Source organism: Paenibacillus sp. CMM36, assembly GCF_053570945.1.
On the sequence record NZ_JBSEDY010000006.1, the window covers coordinates 149589 to 172617 of the forward strand.

21 protein-coding genes are annotated in these 23029 nt (G+C 44.1%); 17 read left to right on the forward strand and 4 right to left on the reverse strand.

Annotation, left to right across the window (positions count from 1 at the left end; genetic code table 11):
• Positions 1–9 precede the first annotated feature (9 nt).
• A complete protein-coding gene (locus ACWA2B_RS14510) occupies positions 10–1137 on the forward strand; it encodes an NAD(P)/FAD-dependent oxidoreductase (RefSeq protein ID WP_449292327.1) in 1128 nt (375 codons plus the stop codon).
• Between the two features lie 78 nt (positions 1138–1215).
• On the opposite strand, the gene ACWA2B_RS14515 is transcribed toward ACWA2B_RS14510, so the two are convergent.
• The gene (locus tag ACWA2B_RS14515) at positions 1216–2082 is read right to left on the reverse strand and encodes a MurR/RpiR family transcriptional regulator (protein WP_069011829.1); all 867 of its coding nucleotides are present in this window, start codon (positions 2080–2082) and stop codon (positions 1216–1218) included.
• Between the two features lie 180 nt (positions 2083–2262).
• On the opposite strand from ACWA2B_RS14515, the gene ACWA2B_RS14520 reads away from it, so the two are divergent.
• Both ACWA2B_RS14520 and ACWA2B_RS14525 read left to right on the forward strand, forming a co-directional pair.
• The gene (locus ACWA2B_RS14520; RefSeq protein ID WP_069011831.1) at positions 2263–3282 is read left to right on the forward strand and encodes a Gfo/Idh/MocA family oxidoreductase; all 1020 of its coding nucleotides are present in this window, start codon (positions 2263–2265) and stop codon (positions 3280–3282) included.
• A gap of 1 nt (position 3283) precedes the next feature.
• Positions 3284–4270: a Gfo/Idh/MocA family protein gene (locus tag ACWA2B_RS14525; RefSeq protein WP_069011833.1), complete on the forward strand. Its 987-nt coding sequence runs from the start codon at positions 3284–3286 to the stop codon at positions 4268–4270.
• Positions 4271–4414: 144 nt separating this feature from the next.
• Here ACWA2B_RS14525 and ACWA2B_RS14530 read toward each other — a convergent pair whose 3' ends face one another.
• Complete coding sequence (locus ACWA2B_RS14530) at positions 4415–6649, reverse strand: alpha-galactosidase (RefSeq protein ID WP_449292328.1); 2235 nt, start codon at positions 6647–6649, stop codon at positions 4415–4417.
• Between the two features lie 243 nt (positions 6650–6892).
• On the opposite strand from ACWA2B_RS14530, the gene ACWA2B_RS14535 reads away from it, so the two are divergent.
• The 11 genes from ACWA2B_RS14535 (at position 6893) to ACWA2B_RS14585 (ending at position 18444) form a co-directional block, all read left to right on the forward strand.
• The gene (locus ACWA2B_RS14535; RefSeq protein WP_029515168.1) at positions 6893–7732 is read left to right on the forward strand and encodes an AraC family transcriptional regulator; all 840 of its coding nucleotides are present in this window, start codon (positions 6893–6895) and stop codon (positions 7730–7732) included.
• A 136-nt stretch (positions 7733–7868) separates the two neighbouring features.
• Positions 7869–8726 (forward strand): GRP family sugar transporter, encoded by an 858-nt coding sequence (locus ACWA2B_RS14540; protein WP_209947494.1) that lies wholly within the window; start codon positions 7869–7871, stop codon positions 8724–8726.
• A gap of 172 nt (positions 8727–8898) precedes the next feature.
• Positions 8899–9954: a LacI family DNA-binding transcriptional regulator gene (locus ACWA2B_RS14545; RefSeq protein WP_322252421.1), complete on the forward strand. Its 1056-nt coding sequence runs from the start codon at positions 8899–8901 to the stop codon at positions 9952–9954.
• Between the two features lie 52 nt (positions 9955–10006).
• Positions 10007–11179, forward strand: a complete 1173-nt coding sequence (locus tag ACWA2B_RS14550) for a Gfo/Idh/MocA family protein (RefSeq protein ID WP_449292329.1) — start codon at positions 10007–10009, stop codon at positions 11177–11179.
• 36 nt (positions 11180–11215) lie between these two features.
• Positions 11216–11944, forward strand: a complete 729-nt coding sequence (locus ACWA2B_RS14555) for a ThuA domain-containing protein (RefSeq protein ID WP_029515175.1) — start codon at positions 11216–11218, stop codon at positions 11942–11944.
• 75 nt (positions 11945–12019) lie between these two features.
• The gene (locus tag ACWA2B_RS14560) at positions 12020–13126 is read left to right on the forward strand and encodes a Gfo/Idh/MocA family protein (protein ID WP_029515177.1); all 1107 of its coding nucleotides are present in this window, start codon (positions 12020–12022) and stop codon (positions 13124–13126) included.
• Between the two features lie 305 nt (positions 13127–13431).
• Complete coding sequence (locus ACWA2B_RS14565) at positions 13432–14469, forward strand: aldo/keto reductase (RefSeq protein WP_340932274.1); 1038 nt, start codon at positions 13432–13434, stop codon at positions 14467–14469.
• A gap of 101 nt (positions 14470–14570) precedes the next feature.
• Positions 14571–15143: a TetR/AcrR family transcriptional regulator gene (locus tag ACWA2B_RS14570; protein ID WP_029515180.1), complete on the forward strand. Its 573-nt coding sequence runs from the start codon at positions 14571–14573 to the stop codon at positions 15141–15143.
• A gap of 313 nt (positions 15144–15456) precedes the next feature.
• Positions 15457–16209 (forward strand): SDR family NAD(P)-dependent oxidoreductase, encoded by a 753-nt coding sequence (locus ACWA2B_RS14575; protein ID WP_029515182.1) that lies wholly within the window; start codon positions 15457–15459, stop codon positions 16207–16209.
• A 55-nt stretch (positions 16210–16264) separates the two neighbouring features.
• Positions 16265–17341, forward strand: coding sequence for an alkene reductase (locus tag ACWA2B_RS14580; RefSeq protein WP_340932273.1), 1077 nt, complete (start codon positions 16265–16267; stop codon positions 17339–17341).
• A gap of 104 nt (positions 17342–17445) precedes the next feature.
• The gene (locus ACWA2B_RS14585) at positions 17446–18444 is read left to right on the forward strand and encodes an NADP-dependent oxidoreductase (RefSeq protein WP_069011845.1); all 999 of its coding nucleotides are present in this window, start codon (positions 17446–17448) and stop codon (positions 18442–18444) included.
• A 7-nt stretch (positions 18445–18451) separates the two neighbouring features.
• Here the strand turns inward: ACWA2B_RS14585 and ACWA2B_RS14590 are convergent, their stop codons facing one another.
• Positions 18452–20059 (reverse strand): mannitol dehydrogenase family protein, encoded by a 1608-nt coding sequence (locus ACWA2B_RS14590; RefSeq protein WP_069011847.1) that lies wholly within the window; start codon positions 20057–20059, stop codon positions 18452–18454.
• On the reverse strand, positions 20060–21136 hold the full coding sequence (gene uxuA / locus ACWA2B_RS14595; protein ID WP_029515187.1) for a mannonate dehydratase: 1077 nt from the start codon (positions 21134–21136) through the stop codon (positions 20060–20062). It lies immediately after the preceding gene.
• 158 nt (positions 21137–21294) lie between these two features.
• Here uxuA and ACWA2B_RS14600 point away from each other — a divergent pair, with 158 nt between their 5' ends.
• The 3 genes from ACWA2B_RS14600 (at position 21295) to ACWA2B_RS14610 (ending at position 22643) form a co-directional block, all read left to right on the forward strand.
• The gene (locus ACWA2B_RS14600; RefSeq protein WP_029515188.1) at positions 21295–21948 is read left to right on the forward strand and encodes a GntR family transcriptional regulator; all 654 of its coding nucleotides are present in this window, start codon (positions 21295–21297) and stop codon (positions 21946–21948) included.
• Between the two features lie 50 nt (positions 21949–21998).
• The gene (locus ACWA2B_RS14605; protein ID WP_029515189.1) at positions 21999–22208 is read left to right on the forward strand and encodes a hypothetical protein; all 210 of its coding nucleotides are present in this window, start codon (positions 21999–22001) and stop codon (positions 22206–22208) included.
• A 63-nt stretch (positions 22209–22271) separates the two neighbouring features.
• Positions 22272–22643: a hypothetical protein gene (locus ACWA2B_RS14610; protein ID WP_029515195.1), complete on the forward strand. Its 372-nt coding sequence runs from the start codon at positions 22272–22274 to the stop codon at positions 22641–22643.
• Positions 22644–23029 lie beyond the last annotated feature (386 nt).

A 23029-nucleotide genomic window follows, 5' to 3' on the forward strand; every position in this document is an offset into this window, starting at 1 on the left:
GATGTATTCATGAAGAGGGTTATCGTAATCGGAGCAGGAATTCTGGGGGCATCGACAGCATACCAGTTAGCAAAATTGGGCGCTGATGTCATTCTTGTAGACCGCAAAGATAAAGGACAGGCGACTGATGCAGCTGCTGGCATTATTTGTCCCTGGTTATCACAGCGACGCAATCAAGCTTGGTACCAGCTCGCCAAAGCGGGCGCACGTTTTTACCCCGGATTGATTGAAGAACTTAAAAGCGAGGGGGAAACAGAAACTGGCTATGCTCAAGTTGGAGCTCTCAGTATTCATAATTATTTGGAGAAAATTAAAAAAATGCAGGAGCGAGCACACTTACGACAAGCGGATGCGCCAGAAATCGGTGAGATTACGCAACTAAATGAAAAGGAAACCCATGAACAATTTCCTTTGTTAGTAGAAGGTTACCATTCTGTTCATATTAGTGGTGCCGCTCGTATAGATGGTCGAGCGCTGCGTGATGCGTTGATCCGATCAGCACAAAGAAATGGGGCAACCCTTATCCATGGGGATGCTGTGCTTCAATACGATTCCGACCATGTAACAGGAGTAACGGTCGGTGCAAACAGCTTCTCATCTGACGAAGTCATTGTTTGTGCAGGTGCATGGGCCAATCAACTGATGCTGCCTTTGGGCATTCATTTTAAGGTTAGTTATCAAAAAGCACAAATTATGCATTTGCAGGTTTCTAATAGGCAAGACACAGGCACCTGGCCTGTAATCATGCCGCCTTCTGATCAATATCTGCTTGCTTTTGACAAGCAAAAGATCGTAATAGGGGCGACTCACGAAAATGAAATCGAAGGCTACGATACAAGAGTAACAGCAGGTGGAACGCAAGAAATCCTAAATAAAGGTTTAGAATTAGCACCTGATTTAGCAAATAGTACTTTTCAGGAGGTAAGAGTTGGTTTCCGTCCTTTTACACCCGGTTTTCTACCGGTGATCGGAGCTGTTCCTGGCTGGAATGGCCTTATAGCGGCAAATGGGCTTGGAGCATCCGGGTTGACCATGGGTCCCTTTATTGGAAATCAGTTGGCAAAGTTGGTACTTGGAATGGCCTTGGATATCGATATCAATGATTATGATATTCAAAAAGCAATAGTTGAAAGTTGATCCTTGACTGAGGAGAACAATATATATACTGAAAAAGTCGCCATACTGGCGACTTTTAGTTTTAGTACTATATTTATTTTATACGTCATTCATCATGTCATTGAGATGCGAATTCTTCAACGATTGTGTTGCGAATTGCATGTTTTTTAAGTAGTCAATTTTATAGATACAGGAGTAGATCACATTTAATACATAGTCAAAGGCAATTTGCGACGAAAATGTACCAATCTTGGCATGTTTTACTTCGTCATTAGGCACCTGGATACAGATATTACTGAGTTTGGCCAATTCATTTTGACTGGTTGCTGTAATTGTGATAAAAGGAATATTTTCATGTGTAAAGTGCTTTGCTGCTTTTAAAAAGATCGGTGATTTTCCGTGGTAAGTTAAAAAAACAGCGCAATCCTGTGGCGTAAGATTAGCCGTATGGTACGCCCACTCAGACAGCTCCGTAGCTATAACCACATACTTGTTAATTTTCACTAATTTATTTTGGAAACTTTTCGCACGGATTTGTGAATCTCCTAACGCATATATAAAGATCCTTTTCGCTTGATCCAGCAATAGGGCTGTTTGCGACAATAAATCATCATCCATGAATGTAAAGTTTTTTTCTATCGTTTCCTTCATTAATTCTGCAATTTCTTTCGCCACTTGAAGTGGGGATTCATCAAAACCAAATGGATAGTTGGGGTCTACATTGGAAATGTTCTGGGTATTCTGCTGAAACTCCCGAGCAAGTTTGATTATGAACTCCTTGAAGCCAGATAGCCCAAGTTTATGTGTTAATCGATTAATCGCGGAATGCGAAGTATATGTTGCCTTTGCAAGCTCCTGAATATTTAAGTGCAGGATCCTTTCCTTATGAAGCAAAATATAGGATGCAATGCTTTTTTCGTTTGGTGTAAAGTTTTGCATTTCGGATAATTGCATCAGTATTTTCAACAGGTTCACTCCGGTTCAATTGAAATGACGTTTGATAAAGGATCTAAAATAAACATTTTGTTTGAAAATAAACAAACATTTTTAAAAATATTCGGTTGATTGTACCATTTTGGCGGCAAATCCTTTACGATCAACGTTCTTCTTCTATAATAAATGAAAAAGAGCCTAGGGGGAATTAATATGCTTAACATCGGTTATATTGGGAATGGCAAAAGCACCAATCGGTATCATCTTCCTTTTTCATTGACCAGAGATCATTTGAACGTAAAGACGATCTACGCCCGTAATCCAGATAAAGGGGAGTGGGAGAAAATCCCTGGTGTGCAGTATACTGATAATCTTGAATCTCTAATGAACGATAAGGAAATTCAGTTGATTGTTATCTGTACACCTGTAGAATCCCACTACACTTATGCGAAAATGGCACTCGACCACGGGAAAAATGTACTTGTTGAAAAACCCTTTATGTTAACGAAAGAAGAAGCTGTGTCCATCTTCCAATATGCCAAAGAGAAAAATCTGATTATACAGTGCTATCAAAACAGACGTTACGATTCGGATTTCCTCACTACCAAGAAGGTTATTGAATCAGGAAAACTCGGTGATTTGTTGGAGGTGGAAATGCATTTCGATTATTACCGCCCTGAGACCCCCAACTCCACCTCTCATTTTTCCAAATATAACAGTTACCTCTATGGACATGGCGCTCATACCATTGACCAGGTTCTTGCCTATTTTGGGAAACCTGACACGATCCATTACGACGTGCGCCAATTGCTCGGTTCTGGAAGAATGAATGATTATTTTGATCTAGATTTTTATTATCCCTCACTTAAGGTATCCATTAAATCCAGCTTTTTTCGTTTAAAAGAGCGGCCGAGTTTTGTTGTATACGGCAAAAAAGGAGTTTTTATAAAGCAGACAAAGGATCGTCAGGAGGAGCATCTTAAATTATACTATCTGCCTAAGGGACACGCCGATTTCGGCATCGACCAGCCTGAGCATTATGGCATTTTAACATACCTTGATGATAAGGGCGAGTATCATGAAGATAAAATCGTTTCTGAAAAGGGAGACTATGCCCGAGTGTATGACGATATGTATCAGTCGATCGTAATTGGTAAAGAAAAAGTGATTAAAGACGAAGAAACGATAATGTGTATGGAAATACTTGAAAAAGGTATAGAGGAGTGCAGCTAAAATGAAGTTAGGAATTGTCGGAGCAGGGATGATCGTAGGGGATCTATTAAGCTTTATTCAGGAAATCCCGACCATTTTACTAAAGGGCATTTGTTCTAGACCTAGCCACAAGGGGAAATTACTGGATTTACAAAGTAAATATGGAATATCTCAGATTTATTCGGATTACAGCGAGATGCTGATGAGTCGTGATGTGGATACAGTTTATATCGGGTTGCCTAATCATCTTCATTATTCATATGCGAAAGAGGCATTATTGAGTGGTAAACATGTCATCTGTGAGAAGCCGTTTACTTCCAATTTGCAAGAATTTCTAGAGCTAAAAGAAATTGCTCAGCAAAGAAAACTGGTATTGGTGGAAGCCATAACGAATCAATATTTGAAAAATTATTTGTCAATGAAGGAGTATCTACCTAAGCTTGGTGAGATCAAAATAGTGGAATGCAACTATTCTCAATACTCATCTCGGTATGAAGCTTTCAAAGCGGGAATAATCCAGCCTGCGTTTAATCCGGAAATGTCTGGTGGAGCCTTGATGGATATTAATTTATATAATATTCATTTGGTTGTTGGATTCTTCGGGAGCCCGAAGAAAGTGCAGTATTGGGCGAACATGGAGCGTGGAATTGATACTTCAGGTATGCTGCTGCTTGATTACGGTGACTTCAAGTGTGTCTGCATAGGTTCAAAAGACAGTACGGCTCCCAATGCAGTGAACGTTCAAGGCAATAAGGGCTATATACACATGGCAAGTTCAGCAAATATATGCGACTGCTTTGATTACACTGCGAATAAGGAAACGCCAATCCGGGTAGATCAGAAAGATCATCCCCATCGAATGTATGACGAATTCGTTGAGTTTGACCGTATCATCGAGGAAAAAGATTTGGAAAAAGTCTCAGAAATGCTTGAACACAGCGAGAGGGTCATGAATGTCATTGAGAAAGCCAAGCAATCCGCCAATCTTGTATTTGGTCCTGATAAATAAAGAAGCAGCTCAATTACTGAGTTGCTTCTGATCCGTAATTCCCACACAGCGGACACTGCATAACGGATAACCACTTCTTCGTTTAATCCTTGATTTCTCTCTTCAGTCATGTCTTTGATATCATTACTTCAAGTCATAATCCAATCACGAGGAAGTCTCTTTAGTTAGAGTGAATAATTCAGATGAAAAATCATATTTCTCCGCAATATTAAAATCCTGGTCAGCCTTATAAGGCGGGGTGAGTATAAGTCCGATGTTCATTAACTCGCTGCCTGTAAAACGTCGGTCCAATTCTTCCACGAAATATACTGCCATTTCGTCCAGTCCGATGAGCTTTAGCCGTGAATAAGCTGCATTGGGGCGTGAGAGAACCTGGTACCAGCCGACGAGAGCATGCTCACGTTCTGCATCAATGGTCATCCATGCTGTTTCATTTTTTTCAAAGGGACTTAGCAGACGGTAAAAGGTTCCCTGTGTAATTAATCGTCGGTGACGTTTATATACTTTTATTTGTTTTTTAATTACATTGCACTCTTCTTCGGACAACGCCAATGGGTCAAGTTCATAACCGAATATACCAAAGTAGGCGACATTGGATCTAGTTTGCAGCGGTGCCGTTCTGCCTACCTGGTGGTTCGGGATGCTTGACACATGAGCACCCATACTGCTAAGCGGATAGGCCATGGAAGTGCCATACTGAATCTTCAGACGTTCTATAGCCTCGCTATCGTCGCTTGTCCATGCTTGCGGAGCGTAATAAAGCATCCCTGGATCAAACCGTCCCCCACCGGAAGCACAGGACTCAAACAAAATCTCAGGGTGTTCGGTAATCAGCTTCTCATATAAAGCATATACACCCAGGACATAGCGGTGAAAAAATTCGCCCTGTCTTTCCTTGCCCAGAGATAACGAATAGGCTTCTGAAATACAGCGATTCATATCCCATTTTACGTATTCGATCCGAGCAGAAGAGAGCACGTCATCCATTAACTTAAACAGGTAATCCACGACAGGCGGTTGGGAATAATCAAGAACATATTGATGACGTCCATGCTTGCGTTGACGGCCGGGTGTTCCCACAACCCAGTCTGGATGCTCCCTCATAATATGAGAGTCGGAGTTAACCATTTCCGGCTCGAACCAAAGACCGAATTTCATCCCGAGCTGATTGATCTTCTTTGCCAAATTCGAGATCCCGTTCGGTAGCTTTTCAGGATTTTCAAACCAGTCACCGAGGGAAGAGGTATCATTGTTTCTTCGACCGAACCATCCGTCATCCAAGACAAAGAGTTCAATCCCCAGTTCACCTGCTTTTTTTGCCATATCAACTATTTTCTGCTCAGTAAAATCAAAATAGGTCCCCTCCCAGTTATTGATCAATACAGGTCGTTCCCGCTCGGTCCAACTGCTGCGAATTAAGTGTTTATTGTACAGGCTATGGTATGCTTGGCTCATGCCATTTAAACCGCTCTCAGAATAGACCAGAACTGCTTCAGGCGAATAAAAACATTCTCCTGGCTTCAGGGTCCAGCAGAATTTGTCAGGATGAATGCCGATCATCAATCGGGTAGTTGAATAGCTGTCCACTTCCGCCTGGGCAAGAAAGTTCCCGCTGTAAACGAGATTAACCGCATATACTTCTCCTTGGTGTTCCTGTGATCCGGGTTTGGCAAGCGCCAGAAATGGATTGTGAACATGACTACTAATTCCTCGAGTGCTCCCAATCGACTGTAGCCCAGGTCTCAATGGTGTACGCTCCACATGACGTTCCCTGCCCCAAGCCCCTGATAAATGAATAATTTCATATTCGGCTTCAGGAAGATCAAGACTCAGGCTCATTAGACGGTTGACTCTCAGGGGATTATTCCCGGAATTCGTTATGGATACGGATCTCGTGATCACGGGCAGTTCGCTGAAGATGGTGTAAGCAAGCACGGCCACCGTTCCTGTAAGAGAATCGGTCAGCGTGATGAGGAGTGTCTCTGCTTCATGTGCTTCCTTACAAAACGTAGCTGGAAGATGAGGAATTTTAGGTTTTCCAGTGATTACCTCGTAATGGTCATAAGTGAACTCCATTATATGAGATCCGTCCTCCTGTATGATCTCAATTGCTGGCTCTCGAAAGTCTCCACTTCCCGCAGAAGGAAATTCCTGCTTAATACTTTCCAACGATGTCACCAAGTCACTATCAAACTCACCGACAGACACGGGACGATAGCTTCGCTCGACAAAGCGGTCATATTGACCCAGGTACTCTATTTTTTTGCCGTAATATAAATGCTCCAATTGCCCGTTCTCCATGACACGGAAAAGATAACTACAGTATTTGTTCGTTAAGTGAAATGTCCGTTCCTTTTGGTTAACTTGTAGACTAGCCATGTACATAGCCCCTTTCAAAATATGTCGAACCACTTGAAAGCGTTATTATTGAATCAGCATAACAAAGATAGTGATAGTAAATACATGACTTTTTTTAAGTTGGATATGGGAAAAACAAAGAACCTTACAAAAAAATATAGTTTAGAGCCGAATTTTTTCTGGACATTTGTCATCCTTAACTTATGCTATACTGTTAAATTAACAAGCATAGGTTCTTTATTTGGAAAAGTGAGGAGGATGCCAATGGGCCAGAATATGATTCAATATGTTGATACGTATACCAGTTCAGAGCATAAAAATATATCAGATTTGATTTTGTATAACTGTGGCACAGAGCTCTGCTTATCCAAACAGGATTTTGGACCCATCGCCCGTGATTTTAATCTGGTTCATTTTGTACTAAAAGGACGAGGTAGGCTGGTGATTGACAACAAAAATTACGATATAGGAGAAGGACAGGCTTTTTTAATTCCGGCCAATAGGGTAGCTTATTACCAGGCGGATGAAGCCGAGCCTTGGGAGTACAGTTGGGTCGGCTTTATGGGCATTAAATCCGACATCTACCTGCAGAACATATCACTTCCACACCAGAACCCTTATATAATTGATATCGAAGATATTACGTTCTTTCATTCCACGATTATTGAGATGTTGCGGATCGGAGATAACACGCTTTCTTCATCGCTGGCTATACAGGGGTATTTATTCCATATTCTTGCCAAACTTGTACACAATTTGGGGGAAACGATGTCGATAAAGGAACAGCTTCCTTATTCGGTGCAAGCGATAAACTTTATTGAGAAAAACTACATCAGTGGCATCCAGATTAGTGAAGTAGCGGAGTACCTTGGTCTACATCCGAATTATCTGACCTCCGTTTTCAAACTAGAAACTGGTGAAACGCCTAAACAATATCTGATAGTCCTCAGGATTAAAAAAGCGTGCGAATTGCTGCAGCATACAGACTATTCGATCCAGGTCATATCTAATTCGGTCGGCTATACCGATCAGTTGACCTTTTCGCGAGCTTTTAAAAATGTAATGAGCATATCACCCAGCGCGTATAGAAAAAAATTTCTTTGATTTTGCTATATAAATCTATAAAAATATTTGTATTTAGAAGCGGTTTTTTTTGCTATCGTAAAACTGTGGATTTTTTCCTGCATGGCATTTTAACGATTGTAGGAAGAGTACTTTTTACGGGAGGAGAATTTCGCGCGTGGATTTCATTATTGCTTTTATTCCAGCCCTTGGCTGGGGAGTTATGCCGATACTGGCGCATATTACAAAAGCCAGTCCCCGAGAACAGCTGACAGGTACCGTTATTGGTGCTGTGCTGTTTTCCCTGTGCTTGTACACCATTCATCCTACCTCATTAACACCGATTCATTTTGTGGTAAGTTTTATATCTGGTATTTTTTGGGCCGCTGGACAATTGCTCCAGTTTCAAGCTTTTCAAAAAGTAAGCGTATCGATCGCCATTCCTGTGATTTGTGGTCTGCAGTTGATAGGGACGACGCTATTTGCCGCACTTATTTTGGGTGAATGGATAACAGGGTACCAATATGCGATAGGCGTTGGTTCTCTTCTGTGTATATTGGTAGGAGTTCTGTTAACCAGCTATCAGGGCAAGTCTGCTGGATTGCCCAAGCCTTTGCCGGTACCCATTATCATAATGTTGGTTTGCTCGGGGTTAGCGTTAAGCAGTTATGTCGTGATTAATCAGTTTTTTCATATATCCGGGCTATCCGTCATTCTACCGCAATCGCTCGGTATGCTATGCTCAGCCATGGCCATGAATCTGAAGGGCAAAAAGCGGCTACGATTCTCTCTGGTGGTTCGCAATTTGTCGACAGGATTGGTTTGGAGCATTGCGAATCTAGCACTATTTATTTCCAATGGGCTGATCGGCATGGCGGCTAGTTTTCCGATCTCTCAAGCGAGCATTGCTATTGCCTGTGTTGGCAGCATTTTAATATTTAAGGAAAAGAAGAGTCCTCAGGAATGGATAGGTATACTTGCGGGAATTACAGTACTGATGATAGGAGTAGGAATGATCAGCATGCTCAAGCCTTAAAGAATCATTTTGTATCTTGTATATGATCAGGTGTTTTGACTGTTTGCCAGTAGGAACCACGAGACCACGTTCTTTTAGTAACGAAAAGAGCTTATCCATCTATGGGGTACGCTTTTTGGGATTGACAGAGGTAGGACTGCATGAGAAAATGTACGCGCGTACATAAAATAATTTGGAGGTGGGTAATATTGTTTCGCGCAAGGAAGTAGCCGAACTTTCCGGCGTGTCTGAAGCGACAGTATCCCGGGTCTTGAATGCGGTAGGTCCTATCAAAGAGGATACGCGAAGAAGGGTTCTGGACGCAGCCAATCAGCTTGGATATGTTCCCAGTGCGCTGGCCCGTAACTTTGCCCGAAGGAAGAGTGGCCATCTTGGTGTGGTTATGCCTTATGTCCCGAAGGCGCACTTGTTCTCAGCCTATTTTTTCTCTGAGATGCTGAGCGGTATCGGAAACAAGGCTAGAGACAGCGGACTTGATCTACTTCTATTGTTCCGGAAGCCGGGGGAACGGATTGATTACAGTAGTCTTTTCCGTCAGCAAAGGATCGATACCTGTATCATCCTTGGAGCCAGGGATGACCACGATGAGGTGGAAGCTCTAAAGAGGCTTCAGGAAGAAGGACGTCCGTTCTGCGTCATGAATCACCATTTTGAAGGGCAATCGTTCTGTGAAGTGGATGCAGACCATGTAGAAGGCAGCCGGGCGGCTGTAAGTCACCTCATCGAGCAGGGATACAAGCGGATTGCCTTTCTCAACGGCCCGGATATCTATTCCAATAGTACTGAGCGAATGAAGGGTTATCGTACCGCGCTTCAGGACGCTGGGATTGAATATGACCACGAACTGCTTCTGGAAGGTAACTATAGCCGTCGGAGCGGACTCGAAGCCTCAGCTACAATCGCAGACCAATTGAATGATATTGATGCTGTATTTGCGGCGAACGACCGGATGGCTCTTGGGGTAATGCAGGGTCTCCGTGAGCGCGGACTGGCAGCTGACCGGTTTCCGGCGTTTGTAGGCTATGACGATTCGGATGCGGCTGAGATGGCTGTTCCGCCGCTAAGCAGTGTCCGCGTACCTTTTTATGAGATGGGGGAGCTTGCAGCCTCGAAGCTTATACCCGATTCTCAGCATCTCATTCCGGCTCTGGAACTAACCGGGTGCGACTCAATAAGAGAACTCCTATCCACAGAACTGATTATCAGAGCGTCATCCATTCGTCGATAACACCATTCGTCAAAAATTCGTTGAAACTCAGACCCATAAGGAGGATCACGACATGTCTAATCGTCTTCGTATCGGAATGGTTGGCTACAAATTTATGGGCAAGGCTCACAGCAACGCTTACCGTAGTCTACCCATGTTCTTCCCAGATGCCCCGCTGCAGCCAGAAATGTCCGTTATCTGTGGACGCAACGCGCAGGGGGTTCAGGCGGCTGCCCGCCAGTTCGGCTGGACCGAAAGTGTTACGGATTGGCGTGATCTAGTGAAACGTAACGATATTGATCTCATTGACATTAACGCCCCGAGTAATGCCCATAAAGAAATTGTCGTGGAGGCTGCCCTCCATGGCAAGCATCTGTTCTGTGAGAAGCCGCTTGCGCTCTCGCTGGCGGATTCACGTGACATGCTGCAGGTAGCAGAGCAAGCAGGTGTCAGACATATGGTAGGCTTCAACTATCGCTTTTCACCGGCTGTCCAGCTGGCAAAGCAGCTAGTCGAGAGCGGTCGCCTAGGCAAAATTTATCATTTTCGTGCCTTCTTCCTTCAAGACTGGATCATGGACCCGTCCTTTCCGCTGGTATGGCGGCTGCAAAAAGACGTGGCCGGTTCTGGCTCTCATGGTGATCTTGGCGCCCATCTGATTGATCTCGCTCGCTTCTTGGTTGGCGAGTTCCATGAAGTGATCGGCATGAGCGAGACATTCATCCAGCAGCGCCCGTTAGCTTTGGAGATGAGCGGGTTGAGCTCCAAAAGAAACACTGAAGCAAATGCTCCAATGGGAGAAGTGACAGTCGATGATGCCACGCTGTTCCTGGCACGCTTCGCCGGAGGTGCGCTGGGCAGCTTCGAGGCCACACGTTTTGCTGCCGGACATCGGAGCACCAATTCATTCGAGATCAACGGTAGCCTAGGCAGTGTGCGGTTTGACTTTGAACGAATGAACGAACTGGAAGTGTATTTCACACAGGATGAGGAAGACGTTCAGGGCTTTCGCCGCGTACTCGCCACCGATCCGTCACACAAGTATTCTGAAGCTTGGTGGCCTGCAGGACATACGATTGGATTCGAGCATACCTTCACCCATGAGATGCTTGAGATGTTGAGTGCCATCTCTGAAGGAAGGCAACCGTCGCCGAACTTCCGTGACGGTGTTGCTTGTCAGGCTGTGCTTGAAGCGGTAGAACGATCCATAGAGGAACGCCGCTGGGTATCCATTGAAGAAATGTAGTATAACAATACATTCCGAAAGGTGAGTGGATTACAGATGCGCAAGGCACTGATTGTATGGGGCGGATGGAACGGACATGAGCCGGAGCAGGTGGCGGCCATTTTTGAACGCATTTTGAAGGAAGAGCAGTTCGAGGTGGAGGTGTCTAATACCCTTGAAGCCTACCAGGATGCAGAGAAACTGCTTGACCTGGACCTGATCGTTCCAATGTGGACCATGGGACAGATTGAGCAGGAACTGGTCGATAATGTCTCCGCTGCGGTTCAAAGCGGCGTAGGTCTCACAGGCTGCCATGGTGGCATGTGTGATGCCTTCCGGAACAATGTGGATTGGCAGTTTATGACAGGCGGGCAATGGGTTGCGCATCCCGGCAATGACGGCGTAGAGTACATGGTGAACATGAAGCGCGGCTCCAGCCCACTTCTAGACCATATTGAGGATTTTCAGGTCAAAAGCGAGCAGTATTACCTCCACGTAGACCCAGCAGTTGAAGTGCTGGCAACCACACGCTTTCCGATCGTACCAGGCCCCCATTCAGCTAATGGGCCAGTGGATATGCCCGTTGTATGGACGAAGCGCTGGGGGAACGGCCGCGTCTTCTACAATTCGCTGGGGCATCACGCAGATATCATAGATATGCCTCAAGTGACCGAGATGATGCGCAGCGGATTTCTGTGGGCAGCAGCAGGCAAACAGGCGGTGGCCACCCGGGGCAGCTCTCTCGCAGAGGCTTATACAGGCATGACAGACAACCAGCAACGCTAGGGTGAACAGGATGGTATCCGATGTAACAAAAGAATGCCATTATCCATTTTTTCTGAAGAAGAAGGGAGTCTAGGCATGAACAAAATGAAAGTAGGCATTATCGGGTGTGGTAAAATTAGCGGAATTTACATGGAAAATTGCCATCGTTTCGACATTCTGGAGCTGTACGCTGTAGCGGATCTGGACCAAGGTCGGGCAGAGGAGCAGGCGGTAGCGTTCAACGTTCCGCATGTATATTCGGTAGATGAGATTTTGGCTGATCCGGAGATCGAACTCATCATTAATTTGACCATTCCGGGCGTTCACGCCGACGTATGTCTCAGAGCTCTTGAGGCAGGCAAGCATGTCTATGTGGAGAAGCCACTTGCCGTCACCCGTGAGCAGGGTCAGGCTGTCTTGGATCTTGCTCATCAAAAGGGACTGCTTGTCGGCTGCGCACCAGAGACCTTCTTCGGTTCCGGTATACAGACATCATTGAAGCTGATTGAAGACGGAGTCATTGGGAGTCCGGTAGCCGCTACGGCTTTCATGATGAGCCGTGGACATGAACATTGGCATCCTGATCCTGAATTTTATTATGCAGTCGGCGGCGGTCCAATGTTTGATATGGGCCCTTATTATTTGACGGCTCTGGTGCAAATGCTGGGTCCGATTGCTGCCATTTCGGGCATGACAGGCAAGGCGATGGACCAGCGAACGATTACGAGCGAGAAAAAGAAAGGCCAGACTATCCCAGTCGATATTCCGACCCATGTGGCCGGGTTGCTGCGCTTTAAGCAGGGAGCTGTCGGTACGCTGATTACCAGCTTTGACATCTTTGGTGGAAGCACTCTGCCACCGATTGAGGTTTACGGTACTCATGGCACGCTGCAGGTGCCTGACCCGAACACGTTCGGAGGGCCAGTTCGCTATAGGCTGCTAGGCGAGCAAGAATGGACAGAGGTACCGCTGCTGCCAGGATACCAGGAGAATACACGGGGCATCGGTGTTGCCGATATGGCCTACGCTATCCGCAGCGGACGGCCTCACCGCGCTAGTGGAGAACTGGCCTACCATGTGCTGGAAGCGATGTGGGCGTTCCATGATTCTTCCGATCAGCAGACCTTTTATACGATGCAGAGCACATGTCAGCGCCCGGCGGCTTTACCGGAAAACCTGCCCTTGTATACGTTAGATGTGTAAAATAATGTAAATTTTACATCCCGCTTTGAATGTTCATTTCTATTAAAAAGAAGACTCCAGCTCCGTTTTGACCGGGGCTTGGAGTCTTCTTAGTTCATTTTCAGGAAGGATTTTAATTGCGGGTATAAAATCATTCTTTACCGGTTGTTCTAGATATGTTATATTGTTGGCGTGGGAGGAGTACACGGATAAGAAGCCAAAAGTTATGGGGAGTGGTGTGAGTGTGAGATCTTGCCGTGGAGCTCTTCTACGAATATTAGAATGATCATTCTAATTATAACAGATGGAGAAGGGATGGATTGAACATGGAATATCGTGTATTAGGAAATACAGGCCTTAAAATAAGCAGTTTTGTATTAGGTACAGGTACTTTGGGTTTTTGGGGCAACAATACGGAGAAAGAAGCTGCAGTCATGTTAGATGAGGCTTTGGCTGGAGGCATTAATCTGATCGATACAGCGGATGTCTATTCAAGTGGTCAATCCGAAGAAATTCTGGGTCACATCCTAAAAGGACGCAGACAGGATGTTATTCTGGCCACGAAAGGCGGAATGCCCATGGGCAGTGGGCTTAATCAATCCGGTAACTCTAAATATTGGATTAAGCGTGCAGTAGAGGGAAGCTTGAGAAGGTTGCAAACGGACTATATCGATTTGTATCAACTACATCAGCCAGATCTCCATACTGACATTGAAGAGAGTCTTGACGCACTTACGGACCTGGTTCGTGAAGGAAAGATTCGCTATATTGGTACATCCAATTTTCAGGCATGGCAAGTGACCGAAGCACAGTGGACTAGCGAACGTAAAAATACAGCACGCTTTGTATCCGAGCAAGCCCCATATTCCATTGTGAATCGGAGTATCGAATTCGATTTGCTTGCTGCAACTGCAAAATATGGAATGGGCGTAATGGTTTGGAGCCCACTTTCGGGTGGTCTACTAACGGGAAAATACCGCTCAGGAGAAGCGGTTGCCCCAGATTCAAGAGCAGCGAGTTCTCTAGGGAAACTTTCAACAGTTGTAGACCCAAATCGAGAAGAAAACCGAACCAAGTTTGAAGCCGTTGCTAAGCTCCAAACCCTTGCAAATGAAGCAGGATTAACTTTGCCTCATCTTGCCATGGCATTTACACAAGCTCATTCGTCAGTTACTTCTGCTATAGTGGGGGCAAGAACAATTGAGCAACTACGTGAAACGTTAAAAGGCAGTGACATTCGATTAAACACTGATATCCTGGATGCGATAGATGCTATCGTTCCGCCAGGAGTAACCCTGGATGCCCTGGAAAAAGGATGGACGCCTGACTGGTTACAAGCAGACAAACGAAGAATCCTGGGTTAAATATATAAGACAGACCTCATAGCTGTAATGTATTCACATATTTTAAATCTAGTTTGCCGATCCTTCACTAAATTGTATAATGATTATTCGAGGTGATGACGATGGCAAGATCAAAAGAATTTGAAGTTAATGAAGTATTAGATAAAGCGATACACCTGTTTTGGGCACAAGGATATGAGAAAACTTCAATGCAAGATTTGGTTGAGTTTATGGGCATTCACCGAAGAAGTATCTATGATACCTTTGGGGATAAGCATGCCTTATTTATGAAAGCTCTCGAACGATATGAAACGAAGCAGACCAGCAAAATGAGGTTTCTGATTGAAAAACAAAAACCGATCAAAGAATCAATTCGGGAGTTGTTTGAGGCGACAGTAAGAAACGAAGGAGAACCTCTAGGGTGTTTTCTCGTGAATTCAGGTGTGGAACTCGGCGTGTTGGATCCTGAAGTTGCATCCTTAGTTGATGAAAGTTATTCGCGAACTGAGGAACTCTTGACTAACCTTGTTCTGAAGGGTCAACAATCGGGTGAATTCAAGGCTGACTTGGATCCTGTAGTTATTTCTCATTATTTAATGAATGCGTGGTTAGGGCTACGTACGTTGGTTAAGACAACAACGGATCAGCAAAAATTAAAGAATATTATTGATATGACACTGACCGCTTTAGATTAAAAGTGAAATTACAGCATGACAGGCAAAAGGAGTTACCTCAATGGAGGACTGTTTGTTTCCGTGATACAAGTTTTTTCTTGTCCCTCTAACATAAGAAAGAACTTGTATCTTACGCCTCAAACATGTCAAGGAATACCGCTCCAAAATTACAATTCTTAGCCACGAAAAAATTCTTTATTGTTCGTTCTAAAATTGATATGCTAATAGCAAGTCAGATCTAACTGTTTTTTTTTACCCTAATAAGAATGGTCGTTCTAAAATCGTCTTTAAAACTTATTTACACTAATATGCATGTTATGAAGGAGAGAATATTATGAAGTATACAGTTATTACAGGAGCAAGCTCGGGGATTGGATATGAAACGTCATTGGCATTTGCGGCACGTGGCAAAAACCTAATCTTGGTAGCTAGAAGATTTGATAAATTAGAAGAACTCAAATCAGCAATTCACAATATTGACCCTAATGTAAATGTTATTGTTCATACAAGTGACCTGTCTGTTACAGATCAAGCCTACACACTATATAACGATTTAAAGGAATACCAAATTGAGACCTGGATAAACAATGCGGGACTCGGTGAATCTTCTTTTGTAGCAGAACAGAATTTAGATAAAGTTGAAACCATGTTACGTGTTAATATCGAAGCTTTGACCATCCTTTCTACACTATATGTACGAGATTATGCTGATGTAGAAGGAACTCAGTTAATTAACGTTTCATCTGGACTTGGATATGCCATTGCTGTTGGGAGTGTTACTTATTCTGCATCTAAGTATTACGTTAGTGCCTTCACAGAAGGACTTGCAAAAGAACTAGAAATAAAAGGTGCAAAACTAAAGGCAAAGGTTTTGGCACCAGCTATAACAGAAACGGAATTTGTGAAGAAATCATTAGATGCAGAAGATTTTGATTATAAAGCAAACATGCCTAAGTACCACACTGCCAAACAAATGGCGGGCTTCATGGTGGATCTTTATGACAGCAACGAAGGGGTAGGGATTGTAGACCAGAACTATAATTTCAATCTCAGAGGTCAAATATATCCGATCATTTCAGAATTTTAAATTCAATTTATAGATCTGTTGAGTTTATTGAAAGAGGAGAGTATCCAATGAAAAGTTGTGGAGTAAAACGAAGATTGGAAAAATGGAGCTGCCACATCGTTTAGCAATGGCACCAATGACACGTAGCAGATCGCAAGAAGATGGCACACCGGGAGAGCTAACATCTCTTTATTATGCTCAACGAGCGTCAATGGGACTCATTATTACGGAGGGTACACAACCTTCTGATGATGGTCAAGGGTACTTATGGACACCTGGGATTTATACGGATAAACATATTGAAGGATGGAAAAAGGTTACCGATGCAGTGCACGAAGCAGGTGGATATATGTATATTCAGTTAATGCATGCTGGTCGTATGTCGCATCCTGATAATACACCACATCATCGCCAACCTGTTGCACCATCTGCAATCGCGCCTGGTGTAGAGATGTTTACTGCTAAAGGTATGCAGGAAATCCCCGTTCCCCGTGAGTTAAGTGTAGAGTACATTCAAACGACTATAGCAGATTTCCGGAAAGCAGCAGCAGCGGCTATTAAAGCAGGTGCGGATGGCGTTGAAATTCATGGAGCCAATGGTTATCTGATTAATCAATTTATCGGAGAAAACTCGAATACACGAACAGATCAATACGGGGGATCTATAGAAAATCGTGCTCGCTTTGCGATCGAATTAACAAAAGCCATCGTCGAAGAAATTGGAGCAGAAGCAACAGGCTTCCGTATTTCGCCAGGGACACCTCTAGGTGGGCTCCAAGACGGAGAACAAGGTCCTGAACTTTATCGCTATCTTGTAAAGGAATTAGCTCAATTGGATCTAGCTTACCTTCATGTCATGCATCTAGGAAATGAAAAGCTGCTCCAAGACATTCGCTCAATATGGACGAATCCATTGTTAGTCAATCGTGCAGGACGGGCTCTGGAAGATCTTAGCACGGATTTAGATAGTGGCCTTGCTGATATGGTGCCCGTTGGTGTGTGGTCATTAGCCAATCCAGATTTGGTGGAACGACTTCAAAAAGGAGCGCCATTGAACGAAGCAGACCCGACAACATTTTTTGGTCTGGGGAGTAAAGGTTACACGGACTATCCGACGATACGAGAATTAGAACCGCAAGAGGGACTACAATAGCAAAAGAGTGGAACATGGCGTACAACCGTAAATTGTACGCCATGTTTTTAGCCAATAGTTTCATGGTTATGCTATCTCCAAATTAGCAAAGGAAGAGGATGAATATGAGAGCAGCACAAATACAGAAATATTCAAAAAAAATCCAAGTGGAGTTAAATGATGTTGACATGCCACAGATCAACAACCATGAGGTGCTTGTCAAAGTAAAGGCAGCAGGTGTAAATCCACTGGATATCCTAAATTTGAATGGTAGTGTTCGGATGATTGCTGACTATAAGTTGCCATTAACTTTAGGAAATGAACTATCTGGGGTTATTGAAGCTGTTGGTGATGATGTTTTGAATTTTAAGGTTGGTGACCCTGTTTATACGAGGTTGCCGCTTAATAAAATCGGTGCTTTTGCCGAGTATGCGGCCGTAAATGAAGATGCTTTATCCATCATGCCTGAAAATCTATCTTTTATTGAAGCTGCTGCTGTACCCCTTACTGCCTTGACTGCTTATCAAGCATTGCACGATGTACTCCATGTCCAGCCGAATAAAAAGCTATTCATTCCTGGAGGAACCGGAGGATTTGGCGCTATGGCAATCCCCATTGCCAAATCACTGGGGTTATTTGTTATTACAAGTGGAAGTGAAAGAAGCAGATCACGTACAATGTCGATCGGGGCTGATCAGTTCATAAATTATAAGGCAGAGAATTATGCTAACATACTGTCCGAAATCGATTATGTGATCGACACCTTGGGGACCAAAGAGATCAAAGCTGAACTGGGTATTTTAAAACCACAAGGGAAATTGGTATCATTGAAAGCCGGACCTAATTATCGCTTTGCGGTTGACAATCATTTTCCAATGTGGAAAAAAGCATTGTTTGGTCTAGTGGGTGCTCGCTTAGATTCTTTAGCACGCAAGAATCAAAATGAATATCGCTTTTTATTTGTGCAAGACAATGGAAGTCAATTACAAGAAATCACTAAACTTGTTGAAAAAGAAAATATTAAGCCCTCTTTAGATTCAACTTATACGTTTGGTGACATTAACAAGGCGCTGATTAAAGTGTCGACGGGCCACTCTCAAGGCAAAGTGATTGTGACCTTCTAAGTAATTTCTAGTTCACATACTTTTCTATCGTGCTTCGGACTGCTCCGGGACCTGCCAGCATTTCATGAAACATGGCTTCAATCTTGTCGCCCAGACCAATTTCATATAATCGGACACCGAACAGTTTGTCATCTTCGAGGAGGCAGCGAACCTCGGAGGTCTGATCGCCCAGCTTCGTATTCTTCAAATATCCCTGCAACGTATCCAGTAACGGGTCCGGACTGAGTGTGAAGGGTTCTCCTTGATCATCCACTCCCAGCAAATAGCGACACCAGATCGCAATGGTCAAGGGAATAGCAGTCAAGTTCGTAGGATCAAGTCCTACTGTGCCAACATAAGACTTTATGGTTTCACCAAAACGGATGCTCATCTTTTGAGAGGTATCTGTTGCAATCCGCTGTGGCGTATCCGGAATATAGGGATTGGCGAAGCGTTCCTGCAATACCTCATCAATAAATGGTTTCGGTTGAATAATACCGGGATCAACTACAACAGGCAACCCTTCCTTGTAGCCGATAGTTTCCACCAGACGACGTAATGTGTGATCCTTCATTTCATCTGCAATAAGCTCATACCCAAGCAGACACCCAGCTAGCGCCAGCGCTGTATGCAGCGGATTGAGACAGGTAGTGACTTTCATCTTCTCCACTTTGTCCACTGTATCCCGATTCGTGAAAATGATACCAGCTTCCTCCAGTGCAGGTCTCCCGTTCGTAAACTTGTCTTCAATGACCAAATACTCGCTAACCTCAGCATTGACAAAGGGAGCCGTATACGTATGCCTGGAGGTAACGATTAACTCCATGTCGGCTAACCCCAGTTCCTGAAGAGCAGACTGTACTTGCAAGGAAGGGCGGGGGGTAATTTTGTCGATCATGGTCAGGGGGAAGGTTATTTTCTCCTCATTCTGCAGATAGTCTGCAAATCCTTCCTTTACCAGGCCTCTGCGAGTCCACTCCTTGGCGATGGCAATCATACTATCCTTTAACAGATCGCCGTTATGGGAGCAATTATCCATGCTCACAAAAGTCATTGGAAGTCGCCCCTTTAGATAACGCCGATAGGCAAGCGAAGTAGCTATGCTCATCACATGCGCTGGTTGTTCAGGGCCATTCATCAAATCCCTCTCTACAACAGCCAGATACTTGCCGTCGGGCCCGGTCAGAGCGTATCCTTTTTCCGTGACAGTAAAGCTGGCCATCTGCAGGGAGGGATTCTCAAATATTTCAATCAGACGGAGGTAGTCGTCTGGACGATTCTGTTCTGCCGCGATTTCCTCAACGATGCTTGCGACCACGCTCTTGTGAAATCTTCCGTCTGCACTCATCAGCACCAGTAAGGTTAAATTGTCGTAAGGCTTATAGGCTTTGTCGATCATTTCAAAATCAAAGGCTTCGGCTGCAATAATACCTGTATCCGCTTTCAAGTTATTCAGCAGTTGTTGCTGCGCATTGGCTATCAACCCTCGAAAAATATTGCCTGCGCCAAAATGCACCCATTGCGGTCTAAGTCGGGTGTTATGGGCTACAAGCTCCAGATCATATTTCGGCAATTCAATACCTGCTGCTTCCCAGGCCGCCTTATCTAAAAGGCCTTTCCGGTCAAGTTGGAGCATTTATTTCACTCCTTTGCCTTGAGCGAGACTATCCCAGACACCAAGTAAGTACATAACTCCCAGTGCACGGTCATACAAACCATAGCCTGGACGACAATTCTTTTCTTCCCCCCATAGATGTCTACCGTGATCTGGACGTACATATCCCTGATAGCCGTTCTCGTGATAAGCTCTAACTATTTCCGGTACATCGACGCTTCCGTCCTTCCCGCGGTGTGACACTTCAATAAAGTCTCCATTCTCAAACACCTTGACATTACGAATATGCGCAAAATGAATACGATCATGAAACTCCCGAATCATGGCTGGTAAATCATTCTCAGGATTGCTTCCCAGTGAGCCTGTGCAGAAGGTTAGACCATTATATGGACTGCTCACTGCGTCTAGGATGCGCCGGATGGTCTCACGACTCCGGACAATTCTCGGCAATCCGAAGATGGGCCATGCTGGATCATCAGGATGAATGGCCATCTTGATGTCAGACTCCTCGCAGACCGGGATGATGCGCTCAAGAAAATACTTTAGGTTGTCAAACAACTTGTCTTCTGTGACATCCGCATAAGCAGCAAAAAGTTCATCCAGTCTCGCCAACCGTTCCGGTTCCCAGCCAGGCATGGTGAACTTCCCAGCTCCCTTGAGAATCCGATCCACCATTTGGCGGGGATCATCAGTAATGGCAGCCTTTTCATAAAAGAGGGCATTGGACCCGTCAGGCAGTTCCTTGTACAGCTCTGTTCTGGTCCAGTCAAAGACAGGCATAAAGTTATAGCAAATCACCTTAACTCCCACTTTGGCTAATTTTCGAATGGTGTCGATATAAATGTCAATATATTGATCGCGGGATGGTAGGCCGATTTTGATATCATCGTGGACATTTACACTTTCTACGACCGCCGAACTAAAGCCCTTGCTCGTAATCTGATCAGCTACCTCCTGAATTCGCTCCATTTCCCATACTTCACCAGCTACCTTATCATGTAAAGACCAGACAATGCCCATAACTCCAGGAATTTGCCGGATATGGTCCAGCGTAATATTGTCGTTGCCTTCTCCATACCATCTCCAGGTCATATTCATAACGATACCTCCCTGATTATATTCGTCTGTCTTGTATACAAGATTGAGTTGATCATAAATTATAGGGTTTGTTCTTGTCAATGATAATTATAAAGGGATTTATCACCTCAAAATGCTTTATAATAGTTCTAGATTTATAAAGTGAAGGTAGGAATGAAATGTTGACGAAAGAAGAAATCAAGCAGCTTTTGAAAAATGATATTTTGTCACTGACTTTAAAGCCGGGTACTCTACTGAGTGAGACGACTTTGTCAGAACGCTTCCAGCTGTCCAGAACTCCGCTACGCGATGTATTAAAGTGGCTTGCGCTCGAGTCCTACATTGATATTTATCCCAAGAAGGGGAACATTGTGTCCTATATTGATCTGGAGTCCGTTGAGCAAATTATTTACTTAAGAAGCGCATTGGAAAAGGAGATTATGAAGGAGCTTTCTTCGCAAATTACATTAAGCGATGTGCAGGAGCTGAGCGATATTCTGGACAGACAGAGAGCTGTGATCGAAGAAGATCATGCGACGGATCAATTTCTCAGTTTGGATGATCAGTTCCACCAAACCATGTTCCAATTGGTGGGGCGGGAGTTTCTTTGGCAGCTCATTCAGCAGTCAAATGTTCACTATATCAGATATCGCAAGCTGCATATGCTGGAAACAGGGAAGCTGATGGGCATCTGGCATGAGCACCAAGCTATGCTTGAATACATGCTGAATAAGGAAACAACCAAAATGGATGATCTGGTTCATCATCATCTTAGAGAGGATATCCATTCGCTCGATTTTCTTCGGAAGTTCGCTGATTATATCAAGAAATAAGGCGGCTAGCTTAAATTAACTTGTATGAATATTGAGGAAGTGGGGGAGTCATGGAGGCTGTTCTACGAGTTGGATATATCGGTGAAAGAGCGAGTAAGAAATGCGAGACTGCAGCAAAATTTATGGGCGGAAACGAGCTGGCCTTTGTCATTCCGTTTTTGCTCGTGAGTATTGTTATTTACCGTCAGGCGGTGGCCAAACTGGAGGAATTCTCACAGGAGTTTTCAGACTTGTATACATGTCAATTGAAAAAATACTGAAATATTTCTATGATTTAAGTGAAAAATGCCAGACCAATTCTAGATTATAAAGGGGGTAACCGTATGTGTAGATATGCAATATGCGGCCCATATAAAGATATCTTTGCCTGCTTTACCTGCAGGAAAGTATATAAGCAGACATCACGGTTTGAAATGCCGAAGGATGAATATGAACGGATTGTCCATGTCTGTCCGCAATGCCAGGCATCCATGCATGACATGGGTCATGATTTTCAGGCCCCGAAGCAAACGGATATCAAACAGTGGAAAAAGGTAGAGCTACTATATCAACAAGGATACACTTACCACTCCTGCGGCTGTGGTGGCCCCGGGTACAGACCCTCTCGGCTGATAGAGGTGCCTGAATTTCTGGAAACACAGCGAACGTTTGAGAATAAGGGAGAGGCGCTGCTGTACCGGCTTTTGCAAAGCTAGAACAAACGTATTTTGAAGCGTATCCAACAATTCGAAGAAGTCTACTCGTGGACAGGTTTTCTATCGGAATTTGTTTGATCGAGCAAAGCAGGTGTTGTAAGGTAGATCGACTTGGAATGAGATAATATTCTATGTCATGCAGCACCTGTCGGGTAATAAGAATTTCATCCCATTCATTGCTGCGAAATCGCGGCTTTTTTTATTTTAAGAAGTGATAGCGGAAATCAAAAAAGAACCTGGATAGTTTTATCAGGTTCTTTTATATTGCATATAAAACAGACACGATGATATAATCAGATTATCTTTTATAAAGATGTAGTAGACATAAATAACACATCTTACAATTAAATCTTACCATGCCGCTAAACTCTTGTCAAATGTTTTTT